Below are 19,548 nucleotides of genomic sequence, written 5' to 3'. Positions count from 1 at the left end.
ATGTTTGACAAGTTGGATGACCTGCTTCTGCGTTACGAGGATATCATGAACGAGCTGAACGAGCCGGACGTGGTCAGTGATCAGGAGCGTTTCCGGAAGCTGATGAAGGAGCAGAGTGATCTGCAGCCTATCGTGGATGCTTATAAGGAATATAAGAAATGCAAGGAGACCGTGGGAGAAAGCCTTTCCATGCTGGAAGAGGAAAATGATGAGGAAATGCGCGAGATGCTGAAAGAGGAGCTGAACGACGCAAAGGCCCGCATCGAGGAGCTGGAGCATACTCTGAAGATTCTGCTTCTGCCGAAAGACCCCAACGACGACAAGAACGTTATCGTGGAAATCCGCGCAGGCGCAGGCGGAGACGAGGCCGCCCTGTTCGCGGCAGAGATTTACCGGATGTATGTCCACTACGCAGAGAGCCGCCGCTGGAAGGTGGAGCTGATGGAAGCGGACGAAATCGGTATCGGCGGTATGAAGAGCGTAACCTTCATGATCAATGGCCAGGGCGCTTATTCCGTTATGAAATACGAGTCCGGCGTACACCGCGTACAGCGTGTGCCGGAAACAGAATCCGGCGGAAGAATCCATACCTCTACCATTACCGTTGCGGTGATGCCGGAGGCAGAGGAAGTAGACGTACAGATCGACGAGAAGGATATCCGTATCGACGTTATGCGTGCTTCCGGTAACGGCGGACAGTGTGTCAACACCACAGACTCTGCGGTGCGTCTGACCCATTACCCCACCGGAATCGTGGTATACAGCCAGACAGAGAAGTCCCAGCTGCAGAATAAGGCGAAGGCCTTCGCTCTGCTTCGTGCCAAGCTGTATGACATCGAGTGTCAGAAGGCCCACGACGCAGAGGCTGAGGCAAGAAGAAGCCAGATCGGTACGGGAGACCGTTCCGAGAAGATTCGTACCTACAACTTCCCCCAGGGCCGCGTGACCGATCACCGGATTGGCCTGACCCTGTATAAGCTGGATAAGATCATGAACGGAGATATCCAGGAGATCATTGACGCATGTATCGCGGCCGACCAGGCTGCCAAGCTGGCGAAGATGAACGAGGAGTAATCATTAGTGAGTAATACGCGTATGAGTCAGAAACCCCGCAGTCTTACCATAGACGCACTGAAGGGCGCGGCCATCCTGCTTGTAATGCTGGGCCACGTCCTGGTGTGGAACCATATGGAGGACGGAATCCTCTACGATGTGATAAAAGTCATTCAAATGCCGCTGTTCATTCTGGTCAGCGGCTATTTGTGCGGAATGGGGCAGCCTGTCGTGGGACTGTCTGCCTATGGAACAAAGCTAAAAAAGAGGGCGCTGGCTTACCTGACGCCCTTTTTCTTCTGGATTGTGCTGCAGCATCCGCTCCACCCGTTTTCCAATATATGGGAAACCCTGTTCGGCCTGGATCGGGGGCTCTGGTTCCTGATGACCCTGTTTCTCTTAACCTGGATGATCTATACGGCGGAGCTTGCGGGCTCCCTGGCAGGGAAAAGACTGGGCAGCAGGGCTGAAAAAGGATGCTTCTGGCTGATGTATCTGGGCCTGGCGGCCATCGTGGTGCTGGAGACGCTTTTGGAAATCGAATTTCTGAGCCCTGGCCTGACCCGCCTGTATCTGCCCTTTTATCTGACCGGCTATCTGGCCGGAAAATACAGGGAAAAGCTGAAAGAGAGCCCGGAAATTCTGAAAAATGCCGGAGGTCTTCTGTCGCTTGGCGGGCTTCTTGCCATGGCGGTACTACTGGATCTGCAGGACGTGACCACGCTTTTTTTACTGGGGCGGCAGATTATCGCTTCCTTTTTGGGCTGCGTCGCGGTCTGCTGGCTGCTGGTGAAATGTAAGCCCAACCGGTTCAAAAAGTTTCTGGCCTGGCTGGGAGGCTATACGCTGGAGATCTACGTGGTGCATTTCCATTTTGCCACCGTATTAAACCGGGGACAGGTTTACGCGCAGTATTCTGCAGGCTGGTTTCTGTTCGTGCTGGCCTCCTTCGTGGTCATGAGTGTGATTACGGCGGCGGTGATCGCGGTGACGAAACGGATTCGTCTGCTTGATTTCCTGCTTTATGGAAAATGGCCGGAGAACGGCCGGTTCTTCGGAAAACAGCGCAGCTAAAGGGAGGGTGCTATGGGATTTACTTCACTGGCTTTTCTGGTCTTCTTTCCCATTGTATGGGTGATTTATCTGGTTCTGCCCGGACGGTTCCGGGCAGCGTGGCTCCTTGCGGCCAGCTATGTATTCCTGGGCAGCTTCGGACTAAAATATCTGGCGGTGCTGATCGGGTCTACCCTGGTGACCTGGGCGGCTGGCTTATTATTGGAAAAAACTGGAAATCGAGCAACGGTGATTTTCGCAGCGGCCGTACTATTTCATGTGGCGGCCCTCTGCTTTTTCAAATATAACCGCAGCAATATTGCCCTGCCCATCGGCATTTCCTTCTATACCTTCCAGGCCATCGGCTATTTAACCGACGTCTACCGTGGAAATGTGCAGGCTGAGCAGAATCTCCTGAACTTCGCCCTGTTCCAGGCCTTCTTTCCGAAGCTGGTGCAGGGGCCTATCGAGCGCAGCGGCAATCTGCTCCGGCAGATTCAGAATATACAGGCGCTTCCGGTAAGGGATGCAGAGCGTATCCGGGAAAATGGCCTGTTGCTGCTCTGGGGCCTGTGTGAAAAGCTCCTGATCGCGGATCGGATTGCCATTCCGGTCAATGCGGTGTACAGCCAGTTTGGGGCCTTCGGCGGCGTGGAAATCCTTCTGGTGACGGTGCTTTACGCTTTCCAGATTTACTGCGATTTCGCAGGCTATACGGATATGGCAAGAGGAATTGCCGGAATGCTGGGCTTTGATTTGCTTGCGAACTTCAAAAGGCCTTATCAGGCGGATTCGGTACAGGATTTCTGGCGCAGATGGCATCTTTCTTTAAGTAGCTTTCTTCGGGATTATGTGTATATTCCCCTGGGTGGCAGCCGGAAAGGGCGCTTTCGCAGAGCCATGAATATCCTGATTACCTTCGGGGTCAGCGGTGTCTGGCACGGAACCGGCTTTCATTTTCTACTCTGGGGACTGCTGCATGGCATGGGACAGATTTTCGATATTAAGAATTGGAAGTTGACGCGCGCAGTGAAACGCATACTGATATTCCTGTTTATCGACGCCACCTGGATGGTGTTCCGGGTCAATTCCCTGGGAGATCTGAAGGGAATGCTGCTGGTGATTCTCACGAATTTCTGTTTGCAGGATTTTGCGGGTATGCAGCTTGGCGGTTTTGAATGGGTGTTATTGTCGCTGGGAATTTTGGTTGTGATCATGAAAGATATCTGGAACGAAAAAGGCTTCGGGTTCCGGAGCTGGATTCTGGAGCGGAATGCGGTGGTAAGATGCCTGATTTACACGGTGCTGATCGGTGCGGTACTTGTCTTTGGCGTGTACGGCGCGGCTTATGATACCAGCGGATTCCTGTATACACAGTTTTAAGTAACAGTTCGGCCATGTTTCTGTGTGGCAGGATTTTATGCTTGCATAAGAATCCTGCTATACAGAAGCATGAGATGAGCGCGACCGAACGTCCGTCCATCTATCAGATCAGAAAGGAGGCTTCTGTTTCCATGAAAACAAAAAAACAAACCCTGTTCGGATGGTTTTTGATGCTCGTGGCAGTCATAGTCCTGCTCTGCGGCCTCATCAGACTCTGTAATTATCTTCTGGTGGACGACAGCCAGAGTTATACAAGACTAACCATGCATGAGCTCTATGAGCGCGCCGACGCAGGCGAGAAAATGGATACTCTGTTCCTGGGCAGCTCCCATTGCTACCGGGCCTATGACCCGGAGCTTTATGAAGAACTGACCGGAAACAGCGCCTACAATCTGGGTTCTTCCTCACAAAATTATGACACCTCTTATTATCTGCTGCGGGAAGCAGCCAGACTTTACGATCTGAAGACGGTCTATCTGGATATGCACTACAAATTCCTGTTTATGGACAGCAGCGACCGGGATCTGGTGCAGGCCAATATCATAACGGATTATATGCGGCCTTCTTTTCATAAGCTTTCCTTTCTGCTGACCACCACGGAGGCGAAGAACTATACCAACCGCTTTTTCCCCTTCCGCCGGAACTGGCAGAAACTGGGCGATCCGGCTTATCTGAAGGAAAATCTGGAGAAAAAGCAGACAGAAGGCTACCGCAGTTACGCGCCGGTGACGGTGGAAGCGGATCGATACGCAGGCAGAGGCTTCGTGTGGTCAGATGCCAAGCTGGATGCGGAGGCCATTACCTGGTGGGACAATTTCGGGAAAGTAGCCGATGACATGAAGCTGGATACGGTGTATCCGGTCTCTTATATAGAAAAAATCGTGGATTTCTGCAGAAAACAGGGAATCCGACTGGTGTTTGTGACGGCGCCCAGTCTGGATCAGTATCTGGAAGCCATCGGTCCCTACGATCCGGCCCATGCCTATGTGAAGGAGCTGGCCAGGCGTTATGGGGTGGGATATCTGGATTTTAATCTGGCAAAGACGGAATACCTGCAGCTGACGGCAGAGGATTATATCGACGTGGATCATCTGAATGGAAACGGGGCAGAGAAGCTGACAAGGCTATTGGTGGAAGCGGAAGGAAAGCCGATTGACGAAATTTTCACTGCGTGTTATGATGATAAATATGAGTAATGTGTTTTAAATGGAGAACTCTGCTCTTTTTTAAGAGCATTTGCAGAAGATAGAAAGTGAGGCAGCTGTAACATGAAAATTATGGCAAATCGTATGGATAGAGGCTTCTTCCGGTATCAGGAGGAGTTTGAGGCAAAGGCTCTGGAGGTGCTTCGTTCCGGCTGGTATGTGCTGGGCAATGAAGTAAAGAGCTTTGAGGAAGAATTTGCGGCCTATACAGGCGGCAATCACTGCGTAGGTCTGGCAAGCGGCCTGGACGCGCTGTGGATTGCCTTCCGGCTGCTGGGGATCGGCAAAGGCGACGAGGTCATCGTCCAGGGCAATACCTACATTGCCAGCGTGATGGGAATTACCATGAACGGCGCCACTCCGGTTTTCGTAGAGCCGAATGCATATTACAACATCGATGTATCGAAGATTGAGGAGAAGATTACCGAGCGCACAAAAGCGATTCTGGTGGTCCATCTCTACGGTCAGGCCTCCAATATGGCAGAGGTGAAGAAGCTGACAGAAAAGTACAATCTGAAGCTGGTGGAGGACTGTGCCCAGTCCCATGGAGCCTGCTTCGATGGTCAGATGACCGGTACCTTCGGAGATGTGGGCTGCTTTTCCTTCTATCCATCCAAGAACATCGGAGCCTTCGGCGACGGCGGCGGCGTGGTGGTAAAGGATGCGGGTCTGGCGGAGGATTTCCGTGTATTCCGCAATTACGGAAGCGAGAAGCGCTATTATAATAAAGTAGTCGGAGCCAATTCCCGTCTGGATGAGCTGCAGGCAGGCCTTCTGCGTGTGCGTCTGCGCCATGTAGAGGAGTGTGAGGAGGAGCGCAGCCGGATCGCGGCCCGTTATCTGTCTGAGATCCATAACGACAAGCTGATTCTGCCGGAGGTACAGCAGGGAGCGACCGCTGTATGGCATCAGTTTGTGGTAAGAAGCGAGGCCCGGGATAAGCTTATGCAGTATCTGGCAGAAAAGGAGATTGGAACGATTATCCATTATCCGATTCCGCCCCATCTGTCCGAGGCATATCAATATCTGGGACATAAGAAGGGTGATCTGCCGATTACCGAGCAGTATGCTTCACAGGTGCTTTCCCTGCCCATGTACAATGGCATGACAGAGGAAGAGCAGTCCTATGTAATTGACGCAATCAATGCTTTCTAAGCGTTACGCATTTTATCAAATCTGGGAGAGAGAATATGAGTATTAAAGAGCAGTATAAGATTCTGGAATTCGGCGATCTGGGCGACGAGCGCGGAAAACTGGTAGTAGTGGAGGGAGCGCAGGATATTCCTTTCGAGATTCAGAGAGTGTTCTACATCTATGGCTCCGACAGCGAGGTAATCCGTGGCCAGCATGCCAACCGCAATTCGGAATTTGTCCTTATCAATGTGAGCGGCTCCAGCAAGGTCCGGGTGGACAATGGCTTCGAGGAGGAGATCATCGAGCTGAACCGTCCCCGTATGGGACTTTACCTGCCGACCATGCTGTGGAAGGATATGTACGATTTCAGCGCGGATTCCGTACTTCTGGTACTGGCCAATACCCACTACGACGGTCATGAATATATCCGCGATTATGATGAATTTATCAAAGAGGTGGGAGGAACCCGCAGACGATGAGTAAGCTTTCGATTATAGTTCCGGTATACTGGAACTCCGACACCCTGATGCTCCTCTATGAGGATATGAAAGAAAAGATCCTACACAAGCTGGAGGATTATGAGATTGTATTTGTAGACGACGGATCCGGAGATAATTCCTGGGAAATCATGAACCAGATCCGGGATATGGACGACAAGGTGAGACTGGTAAAGCTTTCCAGAAACTTTGGCGAGCATTCCGCAATTCTGGCTGGACTTTCTGTCTGTACCGGCGACTGCGCGGTAACCAAGCAGGCCGATCTGCAGGAGGATTCGGAGCTGATTCTGCAGCTTTATGAGAAATGGAAAGAGGGCAATAAGGTAGTCCTGGCCGTGCGCGCGGATCGGGACGAGGGCGCTATCCAGAAGTTCTTTGCGAACCTGTATTATACCATTACCCGGAAGCTGATCATGAAAAATATGCCCAAGGGCGGCTTCGACTGTTATCTTCTGGACCGTCAGGTCATTGAAGTACTGCTGATGCTGGACGAGAAGAATTCCGCGCTGACCCTGCAAGTGCTCTGGGTGGGTTTCAAGACAGAGAAGGTGTATTTCCACAGAAAGGCCAGAGAGATCGGAGAATCCCGGTGGACGCTTTCCAAGAAAATCAAGCTGGTTGTGGATTCCATGATGAGCTTCTCCTATTTTCCGGTCCGCTTTATGAGCGGATTGGGCGGCGTCTACGCGGCAGGAGCAGTGATCTGGGCCATCGTACTGATGGTACAGCGGCTGACCGGCGTGGAGGACGTACCGGGCTGGACGTCCATGATGGTATTGATGCTGTTTTCCTTCGGCGTGACCATGGTAATGCTGGGAATTCTGGGCGAATATATCTGGAGAGCCTTTGACGCGGCGAGAAACCGGCCGCCCTTCCTGATTGATCAGATTCGCGGCTTTGATGACGAGGAGAAAGAGAAGTAGGATATGGACAAGATTTCGATTATTGTTCCCTGCTACAATGAGCAGGAAGCGATTCCTATCTTTTATGAGGCGATTACCCGGACTGCGGCTGAGCTGACTCAGGCGTGGCTGGAGGTTTTGTTTGTAAATGACGGTTCGAAGGACGAAAGCCTGTCGGAAATGAAAAAGCTGGCAGAGCAGGACGACCGGATCAAATATGTGAGCTTTTCGAGAAATTTCGGAAAGGAAGCGGCCATGTACGCGGGGCTTTCCTATGCGGACGGCGACTATGTGGCGATTATGGATGTGGATCTGCAGGATCCGCCGGCTCTTCTTCCGAAGATGTATCAGATCATTACCACAGAGGATTATGACTGTGTGGCAACCCGCCGTGTGACCCGGAAGGGCGAGCCGCCGATCCGTTCCTTTTTTGCCAGACGGTTTTACGCGCTGATGCACCGGCTGTCCAAGACGGATATTGTGGACGGAGCCAGGGATTACCGGCTGATGACCAGACAGTTTGTGGACGAATTGCTGCGGTTAGGAGAGTATAACCGGTTTTCCAAGGGGCTGTTCGGCTGGGTAGGCTTTCAGACCAAATGGCTGGAGTATGAAAATGTAGAGCGGAGCGCAGGGGAGACCAAGTGGTCCTTCTGGAAGCTTCTGATTTACAGCATCGAGGGAATCGTAGGCTTTACGACGGCGCCCCTGGTAATGGCTGCCTTTCTGGGCGTCTTCTTCTGCGTGGTGGCATTCCTGGCCCTGTGCTTTATTATCATACGGACCGTTCTGTACGGGGATCCTGTGTCCGGCTGGCCGTCCATGACCTGTATCATCATCTTCCTGGGCGGTATCCAGCTGTTCTGTATCGGAATTCTGGGCGAATATCTGGCGAAGACCTATATGGAAACCAAGCACCGGCCCATTTTCATCTGTAAGGAGACAAATGTTGAGCAGAATCAGAGATAAAAAGAAGCTTCTTCTGCTGATTCCGGCGGCGGTCATCATCGGGCTGCTGGTCTGGAATGTGATTCTGCAGCTGGAGCTGAAAAAATACAGACCGCAGGTGGAAGCTTATCTGCCGGAGGACATCTATGTGGCGGTGGGAAGCACCGTAGAGCTGTATGACGACCAGGTGGTCTGGTCCGGGCTGCGGGACGGCTATGCCTGCAACTGGGATTGCGAAATCGGCGAGAATCTGGAGGACCGGTTCTCCGTGACCGGAAAAAAGGAGCAGGTGGGTGATTACGACCTGACTCTGACGGTATATGATTACAATGTAAATGAAGTGAAAACCCTAAAAAGCACCCTCCACGTGGTGGAGCAGCTGGACGGGGAATATTCTCTCGTAAATATCGGTGACAGTCTGTCAGACGGACGGGAATGGTACCGGACCATTTACCATCTGTCCGGCGACAAAATCACCTTTGCGGGAACAAGAGGCTGGACGCGGTACAGCCATGAGGGACGGAGCGGCTTTTCGGCACAGGACTATCTGGAGCCGACGGAGTTCTATTCTGATGGCAAAAAGGAAGGAGTCCAGCCCTTTTACGATCCGGTTCAGAATATGTTTGACTGGAAGTATTATAAGCTGTCCACCGGGATCGATCCGGACGCGATTCAGATCTTTCTGGGAACCAACGGTCTGAAGGACGATCCTTCCGATACGGTAGACGCCATCGCGCAGATGGTGGATAATATCCGCCGTCACGAAAGCGACATTCCCATTTATCTGGTGAATACCCTGTACTGGGGAGATCAGGAGAAAATCGGAACCATGGTGAAGCAGGACGGTAAGGCCTTCCTGCCGGGAGAGTTCAAGAACCGTTCCGACAAGCGGGTGATGGATCTGATGAAGGCCATGGCAAAAAGGTTTGGTCATAAAAAAAACGTGGTGCTGATTCCCCTGGGACTGATGCACAACAGCGGGGCAAACTTTGAAGAGGGCGACGCCCTGCATCCGGGCGCAGCAGGCTACGATCAGTTCGCGGCGGTCATGTACAGTGTGTACTGCGGCACGTTAGAGAGTATGTTGGGAGAATGACATGGTTACAGGGAAAAAGCTGACAGATAAAGTCGCGGAAGGTTACCGATTCCTGCTTAGACTGTTCGAAAAATATTACTGGGTATTCTTTGCGGCAGGCGCCCTTGCGCTTGCCTTTTACTGCTTCCGCTGCCTGGACGTACCGTATGTGGATTCCTGGGACGAGGCCCGTCACGGGGTCAACGCCTATGAAATGATCCGGAATGGGGATTATATCCAGCACACTTACAATGGTCAGGTGGACGACTGGAACTTGAAGCCCTCCGTCAGCTACTGGGGCATCCTGCTGGGTTTTCGGCTCTTCGGTTACAGCGTGTTCGGCCTGCGGTTTGCTTCGGCCCTGGCCTATCTGCTGACGGGTCTGGCCTGTGCGCTCTTCGCAAAACGGTACAACAGGGAATCTTCCCTTCTGGTGCTGGGCTTTTTCTGCGCCAATGAACGCCCCCTGTCTGCCCATCTGGCCCGGGCAGCCGACGCGGATTCGCTGTATCTTTTGTTCTTTACGCTGGCTATGCTGGCCATGCTGTCCGTGAAGAAGAACCATAAAAACGTATATCTCTGTGGTCTGATGTTCTCCCTGGCCTTTCTGACCAAAAGCTGGCATGCGGGTATGATTATGGCCATTGGCGCTATGTATCTGCTGGCAAATGGGGAAATGCTGCGTTTCACAAAGAAAGAATGGGGCGGCTTTCTGCTGTCCGTTTTCGCTCCCCTATTGCTGTGGTTTGGCTGGCGCTTTACAAAGGACGGCCTCTTCTTTCTGAAAAAGATGATAGAGGTAGATCTGCTGGCCCGTACCGGCAGCTCCAACTTTGAGGGACATCAGTTTCCTTTCCGTTTCTATTATGACACAGTATTTGGGGCAGAGGGCTTTATCTATCGCTGGCAGCTGCTCATCTGCGCAGTCGGAATTCTGGGTGGTCTGCTGGTTTTGTGGAAAAAGAAGGCATGGAACCGGGAACTGCTGGAGCAGGGAGGCGGAATCCTGTTATGGTTTATGTTTCCCTTTTTAAGCTTTTCCGCTATTGGAACCAAGCTTATCTGGTATTGCTATCCCTGTACCGTGCCGCTGGCTTTAGGGACTGCGGTGATTCTGGGCTGGCTCATACGGCTGCCGCTGGCGGGAGAGACCCTGCCGGATAGCAGACAGGCTATAGATTCCGAAGACGCAACGGCGGTTCTCAGAATGCAGTCTGTGGACTACAGTGGAAAAATCACATGCGCAAGTGGAAAATTCACCTGGTTTCGCACCCTGGTGGGTATAACTGCCGCAATCTGCAGCGTCATACTTGTTGCAATTTACATGAAAAACGCGTATTTTCATGTAATTCGGGAAGCCCACGGGGATCCCTTCCAGCTTTTTATCCGGGAAAGCGTCAGCCGGGACGCCGCCTGCGCGGGAGAAAGAGCTTACGTTTATGTGCCGGGGGAGGACCCGACGAACATCGGGGAGTGGGATCAGAATATGCTGTTTCTGGCGGAGATCAGCGGAGATTTCCACTGCGAGGACGGCGGAATCGAAGGCTTCCTGCGGGAAGATGGCCGGGCGGTTCTCTACGTAGACCGGCTCCATTACGAAGAGAATATAGAGCTATTACAGAATACGGAAGTGCTGCATGAAAATGCGGAATATCTGCTGCTGGCAAATAAAGATTAAAGGACGCCAGTTTTCCAATATCCAGATGTTCGCCTTTTCGAAACAGCTGTATGGATAGAACGGACTTTAGTCCGAGCTAGACATACTGCTGTAATGAGAAACGGGCGAACATGGGATATGGAAAATGAGCGTCCTATTTGTTTGATTTCCCGCCGTCTTTATTTATAGAATCTCTTTCCGCGCCAGCAGCGTCACGGCGACGGAGAGGAGCAGCAGCCCTGCGCACAGCGCCAGATACTGCTTCAGACTGAAATAAGTCGTCACCTGATACCGGTACACCGCAAAGGCCAGATCTCCCTTTTCCACAGTTTCGCCGCCTACCGTCAGCTGCCCGTCCGGATAGAGATCCCAGTTTCCGGTGGTGTAGGACAGGAATTCCAGACTATTTTCGTCTTCGATATATCCCGGCCAGATTTCCAAGGTGTAGGCTGTTCTGCCCTTCGGCACAATATCCTCCAGAAGAAACTCATAGAGGGCGCTTTTTGTCACCAGACCGGACAGAAAGCGGTTGTTTTCGTAGACAACTGCGCCATTTTCATCAGTCAGACGCACACAGAAGGCCGACTGGTTATAATCATCCAGCGGATTGACAACCCGGATGGAGAGCCGGTTGAAGGGCTGGTCGGTCACAAAGGTCTGTACATAGGTCTGGTCGTAGGAGGTGACGTAGCCGTCGTAGCCGCCTGCGTACTGGTACTGATCTATGGCGTAGTCATACGCCTCGATGGGCGTATCTACCAGCTCTTTTTTCGCAAAGGCCAGAAGCAGCGCAAGCAAAAGGGTACCTGCAGCAGGAACCAGCCAGAGGCGACCGGACAGGGTATAATCGGGAAGGGCTTTCGCAAAACGGGCTATTCCGTCGGCCAGGAGCATCAGGCACAGGTAGGTGAAGCCGATACTGTAAAGGGGGTTGGTCTCCCAGAGAAGGTGGAAGGCCATGCCGCCAAGCAGTGTCAGCTGCAGGAGAAAAATCCGGGAGGGCTTTTTCCTGCGCCGGAGCGCGGCGAGGGCACAGAGGGATCCCAGCCCGATGACCAGCATTTGTAAAGCGCGGAAGGCCTGGGTGTAGATAAGCAGCAGGCCGCTCTTATTTCCAATCAGATAGTCATAGGGCTTTCCATAGGAAGCGTAGCTGTCCTCGGCCCGGAAGCTGTCGGTGCCGTCCACCCAGGTGTTCAAAAGCTTCCGGCCGGAGAGGGTAAGGAGTCCCATCGGTCCGGCCTCCTTCAGCCGTTCCTTTAAGACCTTTACATCGGCAGCGGTTTTTTCTTCCTTTGTGGCAAAGCTTACCGTATAATTTTCATCGTTTTGGTCGAAGGAGCCGTCCCAGCGGGCGCTCATCATGACCCAGTGGACGGCGGGAAAGCCGGTGTTTTTGTAATCAAAGTTTACATAAGTATCTACAGCCGCAGAGAAGAAGCCCAAGGAAAGGGAGGCCGTCAGAAGAAAGGCGATGGCGGAGGCCCACAGGGTCCGCGTCAGATTTCCGGCCAGGGCGGCCATGCCTTCCTTTCGTCTGCGCCAGAGCAGCAGCGCGCCGTCCAGAAAGGCTGCGATCAGTCCGATGGCGGCTGTCGCCCGGAGCTTGAAGCCAAAGACCGTGACAAGCCCGAGAAGGGCGGACAGCCCTGCCAGCCGAAGAACGATCGAATGGAAGGGAGCGCCGACGGTCCGGTCAGCGGAAGCATACAGCCCCTTGATCCGGATCCAGAGATAGAGGATTCCCATCAGAAAGGGCATGGAGCAGTTGGCGGTATAGAAATACCCGGCCCACACATAGGACAGGGGACAGAGCGCGCAGACGCCGAGGAAGAAGACAGCTTCCGTTCTTCCTTTCAGCTCCTTTAAAATCAGATAGCCGAGCCCCAGGGAAATAAGGATACAGGCCACATTGACCAGCTGCACCGCAAGCATAAAAGTGCTTTCCGGTACGCCCAGTCCGGTCAGCAGCCGGAGAAACCAGTAGGTCAGAATGGTCAGGGGATAGTTGTTGGTGTAGCGGGCGAAATACCCCGTCTCATAGGTGCCGGAAATGGTACGGGTCCGCAGCATTTCCACAGCCATATCGAAGATCTTTAAGGGATCGTAGCGAAGCTGTGGGCGGATCAGGGCGAGAAAGGCAAGCTGTCCCAGAGCCAGGATCAGAAACAGGATAAGCCCCAGCCGCTTCTGACGTTCCTCGGACAGCTCCCGGATCAGCCGGTATAGCAGCACCAGGGCAGAAGCAAGCAGAAGGCCAAAGGCCAGAATCAACAGAGCCTGTACAGGCGCGCAGTCCATATTCCGCAGGAAGGAAGCGTCCCAGCGGAAAAAGGCAAAGCCGCTGATATAGAGGCTGAACAGGGCCAGCAGAAAGTAGGAAAGTGTATACATAAAAACCTCCGGATTACATACTTATTTAAATAGAATAGCGCAAAAGCCGGAAGGGGTCAACCAAAGGTTCACAAAGAACCGATGGTATGATAAGATAAAAAGAAAAAACCAAAGAGAACAGGAGCACACGCTATGCCGTCACCCCAGATCTATCTGGCCCCCATGGAGGGCGTCACTACCTTTATTTACCGCAATGCCCAGGCGGCCGTTTACGGCCCGTCGGATAAATATTTTACCCCTTTTCTGGAGCCCCATGAAAAACGCAGCATGAAGACGAAGGAGCAAAATGAGGTTCTGCCGGAGCACAATAAGGGACTGTATGTGGTGCCGCAGATTCTGACTAACCGGGCGGAGGGCTTTCTGGAGCTGGCGGAGATCCTGCAGGAAATGGGTTATCCGGAAATCAATCTGAATCTGGGCTGCCCCTCCAGGACGGTGGTAACCCGGGGAAAGGGATCCGGCTTTCTGGCGTATCCGGAGGAGCTGGACTGTTTTCTGGAGGAGGTTTTTCAGAAGCTGCCCTCCGGCATGAGGCTGTCGGTAAAGACCCGCCTCGGCATGGAAAGCGAGGAAGAATTTGGAAAATTACTTGCCATTTACAATCAGTACCCTCTGGAGGAGTTGATTCTGCATCCCCGTTTGCAGGCAGATTATTATAAAAATACCCCAAGAAAAGAGAGCTTTCGTTACGCCCTGCAGGAGAGCAGGGCTCCCCTGTGCTATAACGGCGATCTGTTTACGGAAAAGCAGGTAAAGGAATTCGAAGCGGAATTTCCGGAAACAGACCGGCTGATGCTGGGCCGTGGGCTTATCCTGAATCCGGGGCTGCTGCCTGTGATCCGGGGCGAAAAGGAATGGAACGAAAAGCAGCAGCGGGACAGCTTCCTGGAATTTCACCGGCGGATTGTGGACGGATATCTGGCTCTGGATATCGGGGAACGCAACGTGCTGTTTAAGGTGAAGGAGCTCTGGTTTTACCAGATCCATCTCTTTGAACACGGGGAAAAATACGGGAAAAAGATAAAAAAAGCCCAGAATCTTGCGGCCTATCTGGACAGCGTCCGGGAGCTGGTCGGAAGCTGCCGGATCCATCCGCCGGGGCGACTGGGGGCAAAATAAATCTTGTGTATTTTCCAAAGTCTGCTATAATAGGGGCAAAGAATGAGTCAGGGCGCAGTGCGCCCTTTTGACAGTAAAAGGAGTTTAATATGGGAAAGTATTTTGGAACCGACGGCTTTCGCGGAGAGGCCAATGTAAAACTGACCGTAGAACATGCATTTAAGGTAGGAAGATACCTGGGATGGTATTATGGAAGAGATCACAAGGCAAAAATTGTGATTGGTAAAGATACAAGAAGAAGCAGCTATATGTTTGAGTACGCCCTGGCGGCAGGCATCACAGCCTCAGGCGCGGACGCGTATCTGCTCCATGTAACGACGACGCCCAGCGTGTCTTATGTGGTACGTACCGAGGGCTTTGACTGCGGTATTATGATTTCCGCCAGCCACAATCCCTTCTATGACAACGGAATCAAGGTCATCAATGGCCAGGGCCATAAGCTGGAGGCTGAGGTAGAGGAGAAAATCGAGGCCTATATCGACGGTAAAACCGAAGAGCGTCCGCTGGCTACCAGAGAGAATATCGGAAGAACCATTGATTTCGCGGCGGGAAGAAACCGCTATATTGGTTATCTGATTTCTCTGCCCACCCGTTCCTTTAAGAATATCCGGGTAGGACTGGACTGCTCCAACGGAAGCTCCTCAGCTATCGCCAAGAGCGTATTCGACGCACTGGGAGCCAAGACCTATGTGATCAACAATGAGCCGGACGGCACCAACATTAACACCAACTGTGGATCTACCCATATCGAGGTGCTGCAGAAGTTTGTCAAAGAGCAGGGACTGGACGTGGGCTTTGCTTATGACGGAGACGCGGACCGCTGTATCGCCGTAGACGAGAACGGCGAAGTAGTGGACGGCGACCGGATTCTCTATGTGTGCGGAAAGTACATGATGGAGCAGGGCGCCCTGAAAGACAACACCATCGTTACCACCGTTATGTCCAACCTGGGTCTCTACAAGGCCTGCGATCAGGTGGGAATGCGTTATGAGAAGACCGCAGTGGGCGACAAGTATGTCTATGAGAATATGGTAAAAAATGGTTATCAGCTGGGCGGCGAGCAGTCCGGACATATCATTTTCAGCAAGCATGCCACCACAGGAGACGGAATCCTGACTTCTCTGAAGATCATGGAGGTTATGCTGGAGAAAAAGGCGTCTCTGGGTACCCTGGCAGGCGAGGTAAAGATCTATCCGCAGCTTCTGGAGAATCTCCGGGTGCAGGATATGGACGAAACCCTGAACCATCCGGAGGTGCAGAAGGCCATCCGCGAGGTGGAGGAGCGTCTGGGAACAGAGGGCCGCGTTCTGGTGAGAAAGAGCGGTACCGAGCCGCTGCTCCGCGTTATGGTGGAAGCCCTGACAGATGAGCTTTGTGAAGAGAATGTATTACACATCATCAATGCAATGAAGAGTGTATAAAGGTAGAAGATACCAAAAAAAGGGAGGATATGACACATGAAAAAAACAGCGCTGGTAGTAATGGCCGCAGGAATCGGAAGCCGCTTCGGCGGAGGAATTAAGCAGCTGGAGCCGGTAGGACCGAACGGAGAGATTATCATGGATTATTCCATCCATGACGCTCTGGAGGCAGGCTTCAATAAGGTAGTATTCATTATCCGCAAGGATCTGGAGAAGGATTTCAGGGAAATCATCGGAAACCGGATCGAGAAGATTACGGAGGTAGAATACGCGTTCCAGGCCATCGACAATCTGCCGGAAGGCTTTTTGGTACCGGAAGGACGGACTAAGCCCTGGGGAACCGGTCAGGCAGTTTTAAGCTGCAAGGGTCTTCTGGAGGAGCCCTTTGTGGTAATCAACGCGGACGATTATTACGGTAAGGAAGCCTTTGTAAAGGTACATGACTACCTGGTGGCCGATCATGAGGAGACGGGAAAGTTCGATTTCTGCATGGCAGGCTTCATTCTGGGCAATACTTTAAGTGACAACGGCGCGGTAACCAGAGGCGTATGCCAGGTGAAGGACGGCTTCCTGACAGACGTGGTAGAGACCGGCGGCATCGTGAAATACGAGGGCGGCGCGGCAGTACCGGGCGAGGATGGCAAGCTGGTTCCCATCGACGCGAACAGCTACGTATCCATGAATATGTGGGGACTGACGCCGGAGTTCCTGGATGTGGTAGAGACCGGCTTTGCGGAATTCTTAAAGGGCGTTAAGCCCGGAGATATCAAGGCAGAGTACCTGCTTCCGGGTATCATCGACGGTCTTCTGAAGAGCGGCAAAGCAACCGTAAGCGTGCTGGAGACCAAGGATAAATGGTTTGGCGTTACTTACAAGGAGGACAAGCAGTCTGTAGTAGATTCCTTTAAGAAGCTGATTGCGGACGGCGTATACAAGGAGAAGCTGTTTTCCTGAAACAATTTACGAAGGACAGATAGAAGCTGACAACAGATAAGGGCGTCCCTGCGGCGCCCTTAAATTAGGTAGAATATGAGTAAGACAGAACACAAAAAAGTAAGCATTTTTTCTTATTACAGACCCTATAAGGGTCTTTTGGCATTGGACCTGTTTTTTGCCATTCTGGGAGCCGGCGTGAGCCTGGTGCTGCCGCTGATCGTCCGGTACATTACCGGTACGGTGATTTATGAGGAAAGCGGCTTGGCCTGGCAGACCATTGTGCGCCTGAGCCTTTTGATGGGCGGCCTTCTTCTGGTGGAGCTGGTGTGTAATTTTTACATCACCTACTGGGGACACTGCATGGGAGCCCGCATGGAATACGGCATGCGAAATGATATCTTCGAGCATTATCAGAAGCTTTCCTTTACCTTCTATGATAACCAGAAGGTGGGACAGCTCATGTCCCGTGTGACCAACGATCTGTTTGAGATCACAGAGCTTCTGCACCACGGACCGGAGGACATCATTATTTCCCTGATTAAGATTGTGGGAGCTTTGGTAATCCTGGGACAGATCAATCAGAAGCTGACCCTGCTGACCGCCTGCTTCCTGCCTCTGATTCTGGTATTTGCCTTATATCTCAATAAGCGGATGAAGCGGGTATTCAAGCAGAACCGTGTGAAGATGGCGGATATCAACGGCCAGATCGAGGACAACCTGTCGGGAATCCGGGTAGTGAAGTCCTTTGCCAACGAAGACATTGAGATGAAAAAATTCAGGGAAGGAAATGACCGCTTCCTGGCCACCAAGCGCCGCAGCTATCTCTATATGGGAACCTATCATTCGGTGCTGAACGCCATGCTGACGGCGGTGACCATTCTGGTGGTGCTGGCCGGAGCACGGTTTATTATCGGCGGAACCATGGAGATTCCGGATTTGATTACCTTCCTTTTGTACATAGCGAATTTTACAGAGCCGGTGAAGAAGCTTATCAACTTTACGGAGCAGTTCCAGAACGGTTATTCCGGTTATACCAGATTCCGGGAAATCATGGATATCCAGCCGGATATCGCGGATAAAGAGGACGCGAAGGAGTTGGACAGCGTGAATGGAACGGTGGAATTCCGGAATGTGACCTTCCGCTATGAGGAGGCTACGGAAAAGGTACTGGATCATATCAATCTGACGGTACCGGCGGGCAGCTATGTGGCCCTGGTGGGCTCCTCGGGCGGAGGAAAGACAACCCTGTGCAGTCTGATTCCCCGGTTTTATGATGTGACGGAGGGAAGCGTCTGCATCGACGGAAATGATGTGCGGGACGTGACGTTAAAAAGCCTGCGGAACCAGATCGGTATCGTGCAGCAGGACGTCTATCTCTTCGCAGGCACCGTCATGGACAACATTCTCTACGGCAGACCGGACGCCACCCGGGAAGAGGTTATTCAGGCGGCAAAAAATGCCAACGCCCATGATTTCATCATGGAGCTTCCGGACGGATATGACACGGATATCGGCCAGCGGGGCGTGAAGCTCTCCGGCGGACAGAAGCAGCGGCTCTCCATCGCGAGGGTATTCCTGAAGAATCCGCGGATCCTGATTTTCGACGAGGCCACCAGCGCCCTGGACAACGAGAGCGAGCGTATCGTGCAGGAATCACTGGAAAAGCTGGCGAAGGAGCGGACCACCTTTGTCATCGCCCATCGTCTGTCTACGATCCGCAACGCGGAGCGGATTCTGGTGCTGACCGAGGAGGGAATCGCCGAGGAAGGCACCCATGAAGAACTGATGAATCTGCACGGAGTCTACGAAAATCTGTACAATATGTGAGCATAGAGTGCCAAAAGGAGATTTATGGAATTAAAAATGAAGCGCCCGGAGCTGGAAGACCGGGAATTGCTGGAACGGTATCTGTCTTATGCGGATACCAGAAGCTGTGAGATGACCTTCGGAAACATCTATCTGTGGTCCCGCTTTTACAATACAGGCTTTGCCATTGTGGAGGACAACCTGATTTTTGGTGAAGTGGACGGCGTCTATTCCTATACCTACCCGGTGGGGCCGGGGGATAAGAAGAAGACCTTGGACGTGCTGATGGAGCACTGCAGGGAAAATGGAGAAATTTTCCAGCTTCATAACATTACGAAAGAGGATTTCGCGAAGCTTGAGGAGCTGTATCCGGGACGCTTTGCGATCAAGTTTGACCGGGATTACGCCGACTATGTCTATGAGACGGAAAAGCTGGCGACGCTGTCCGGCAGAAAATATCACAGTAAGAAGAATCATGTGAACCGGTTTATGACCCTGTACCCGGACTGGTCCTATGAGCCCATCACGAAGGAAAATGTGGAGGAATGCTTCCAGATGGGACTGGCCTGGCGGAATGAGAACGGCTGCGACGCGGACGACGAGAAGCATGCGGAAATCTGTGTGGCTCTCAATGCCCTGCGGCTGTTTGAGGAGCTGCATTTCAAGGGCGGCGCCCTCAGGGTCAACGGAAAAATCGTGGCCTATACAGTGGGAGAGCCCGGCAATAAAAAGGATACCATGATTGTGCATATTGAGAAGGCTCTGTCAGAGGTGCAGGGAGCCTATACGGTTATCAACCAGCAGTTTGCACTTCATGAGGGCGCAGCCTACACCTACCTGAATCGGGAGGAGGATCTGGGTGAGGAAGGCCTGCGTCAGGCAAAGATGTCATATAAACCCGTATTTTTAATTGAAAAAGGGGTTGTAAGAGAGCAGGGACTACTGTAAGATGTAAGGATATCAGA

General features: G+C 52.4%; 16 protein-coding genes. 15 read left to right on the top strand and 1 reads right to left on the bottom strand.

The genetic code is table 11. The features are described from left to right. From prfA to ACTNCH_RS02320, 10 genes are all read left to right on the top strand, one after another. Entirely contained in the window at positions 1 to 1,074 is a 1,074-nt protein-coding gene (gene prfA / locus ACTNCH_RS02365) for a peptide chain release factor 1 (RefSeq protein WP_441015130.1), read from the top strand. A gap of 21 nt (positions 1,075 to 1,095) precedes the next feature. Then, positions 1,096 to 2,127, top strand: coding sequence for an acyltransferase family protein (locus ACTNCH_RS02360; RefSeq protein ID WP_441015132.1), 1,032 nt, complete (start codon positions 1,096 to 1,098; stop codon positions 2,125 to 2,127). 12 nt (positions 2,128 to 2,139) lie between these two features. Next, positions 2,140 to 3,489, top strand: coding sequence for an MBOAT family O-acyltransferase (locus ACTNCH_RS02355; protein ID WP_441015134.1), 1,350 nt, complete (start codon positions 2,140 to 2,142; stop codon positions 3,487 to 3,489). A gap of 131 nt (positions 3,490 to 3,620) precedes the next feature. After that, the gene (locus ACTNCH_RS02350) at positions 3,621 to 4,685 is read left to right on the top strand and encodes a hypothetical protein (protein ID WP_441015136.1); all 1,065 of its coding nucleotides are present in this window, start codon (positions 3,621 to 3,623) and stop codon (positions 4,683 to 4,685) included. Between the two features lie 72 nt (positions 4,686 to 4,757). Then, the gene (locus ACTNCH_RS02345) at positions 4,758 to 5,849 is read left to right on the top strand and encodes a DegT/DnrJ/EryC1/StrS family aminotransferase (RefSeq protein ID WP_441015138.1); all 1,092 of its coding nucleotides are present in this window, start codon (positions 4,758 to 4,760) and stop codon (positions 5,847 to 5,849) included. A 35-nt stretch (positions 5,850 to 5,884) separates the two neighbouring features. Then, entirely contained in the window at positions 5,885 to 6,307 is a 423-nt protein-coding gene (locus tag ACTNCH_RS02340) for a sugar 3,4-ketoisomerase (protein ID WP_441015140.1), read from the top strand. After that, positions 6,304 to 7,248 (top strand): glycosyltransferase family 2 protein, encoded by a 945-nt coding sequence (locus ACTNCH_RS02335; RefSeq protein ID WP_441015142.1) that lies wholly within the window; start codon positions 6,304 to 6,306, stop codon positions 7,246 to 7,248. The genes ACTNCH_RS02340 and ACTNCH_RS02335 overlap by 4 nt, the downstream gene beginning before the upstream one ends. 3 nt (positions 7,249 to 7,251) lie before the next feature. Next, entirely contained in the window at positions 7,252 to 8,196 is a 945-nt protein-coding gene (locus ACTNCH_RS02330) for a glycosyltransferase family 2 protein (protein ID WP_441015144.1), read from the top strand. After that, on the top strand, positions 8,177 to 9,271 hold the full coding sequence (locus tag ACTNCH_RS02325) for an SGNH/GDSL hydrolase family protein (protein WP_441015147.1): 1,095 nt from the start codon (positions 8,177 to 8,179) through the stop codon (positions 9,269 to 9,271). Before ACTNCH_RS02330 ends, ACTNCH_RS02325 begins: the two co-directional genes overlap by 20 nt. Position 9,272: 1 nt before the next feature. Next, positions 9,273 to 10,928 (top strand): ArnT family glycosyltransferase, encoded by a 1,656-nt coding sequence (locus tag ACTNCH_RS02320; protein ID WP_441015149.1) that lies wholly within the window; start codon positions 9,273 to 9,275, stop codon positions 10,926 to 10,928. Between the two features lie 162 nt (positions 10,929 to 11,090). Here the strand turns inward: ACTNCH_RS02320 and ACTNCH_RS02315 are convergent, their stop codons facing one another. Further along, a complete protein-coding gene (locus ACTNCH_RS02315; protein WP_441015151.1) occupies positions 11,091 to 13,301 on the bottom strand; it encodes a hypothetical protein in 2,211 nt (736 codons plus the stop codon). A 132-nt stretch (positions 13,302 to 13,433) separates the two neighbouring features. Between ACTNCH_RS02315 and ACTNCH_RS02310 the strand changes: the two genes are divergently transcribed. The 5 genes from ACTNCH_RS02310 (at position 13,434) to ACTNCH_RS02290 (ending at position 19,531) form a co-directional block, all read left to right on the top strand. Then, positions 13,434 to 14,420: a tRNA dihydrouridine synthase gene (locus tag ACTNCH_RS02310; RefSeq protein ID WP_441015153.1), complete on the top strand. Its 987-nt coding sequence runs from the start codon at positions 13,434 to 13,436 to the stop codon at positions 14,418 to 14,420. 89 nt (positions 14,421 to 14,509) lie between these two features. Further along, a complete protein-coding gene (gene glmM, locus ACTNCH_RS02305) occupies positions 14,510 to 15,841 on the top strand; it encodes a phosphoglucosamine mutase (protein WP_441015155.1) in 1,332 nt (443 codons plus the stop codon). 36 nt (positions 15,842 to 15,877) lie between these two features. Next, complete coding sequence (locus ACTNCH_RS02300) at positions 15,878 to 16,795, top strand: nucleotidyltransferase family protein (protein ID WP_441015157.1); 918 nt, start codon at positions 15,878 to 15,880, stop codon at positions 16,793 to 16,795. 75 nt (positions 16,796 to 16,870) lie between these two features. Further along, positions 16,871 to 18,604: an ABC transporter ATP-binding protein gene (locus tag ACTNCH_RS02295; RefSeq protein WP_441015160.1), complete on the top strand. Its 1,734-nt coding sequence runs from the start codon at positions 16,871 to 16,873 to the stop codon at positions 18,602 to 18,604. Positions 18,605 to 18,628: 24 nt separating this feature from the next. After that, on the top strand, positions 18,629 to 19,531 hold the full coding sequence (locus tag ACTNCH_RS02290) for a DUF2156 domain-containing protein (RefSeq protein ID WP_441015162.1): 903 nt from the start codon (positions 18,629 to 18,631) through the stop codon (positions 19,529 to 19,531). Positions 19,532 to 19,548: the final 17 nt, after the last annotated feature.

The sequence above is a fragment of the Candidatus Merdisoma sp. HCP28S3_D10 genome (assembly GCF_052065835.1).
Lineage (GTDB): Bacteria > Bacillota > Clostridia > Lachnospirales > Lachnospiraceae > Laedolimicola.
This window is presented reverse-complemented; position numbering and strand designations above follow the sequence as displayed.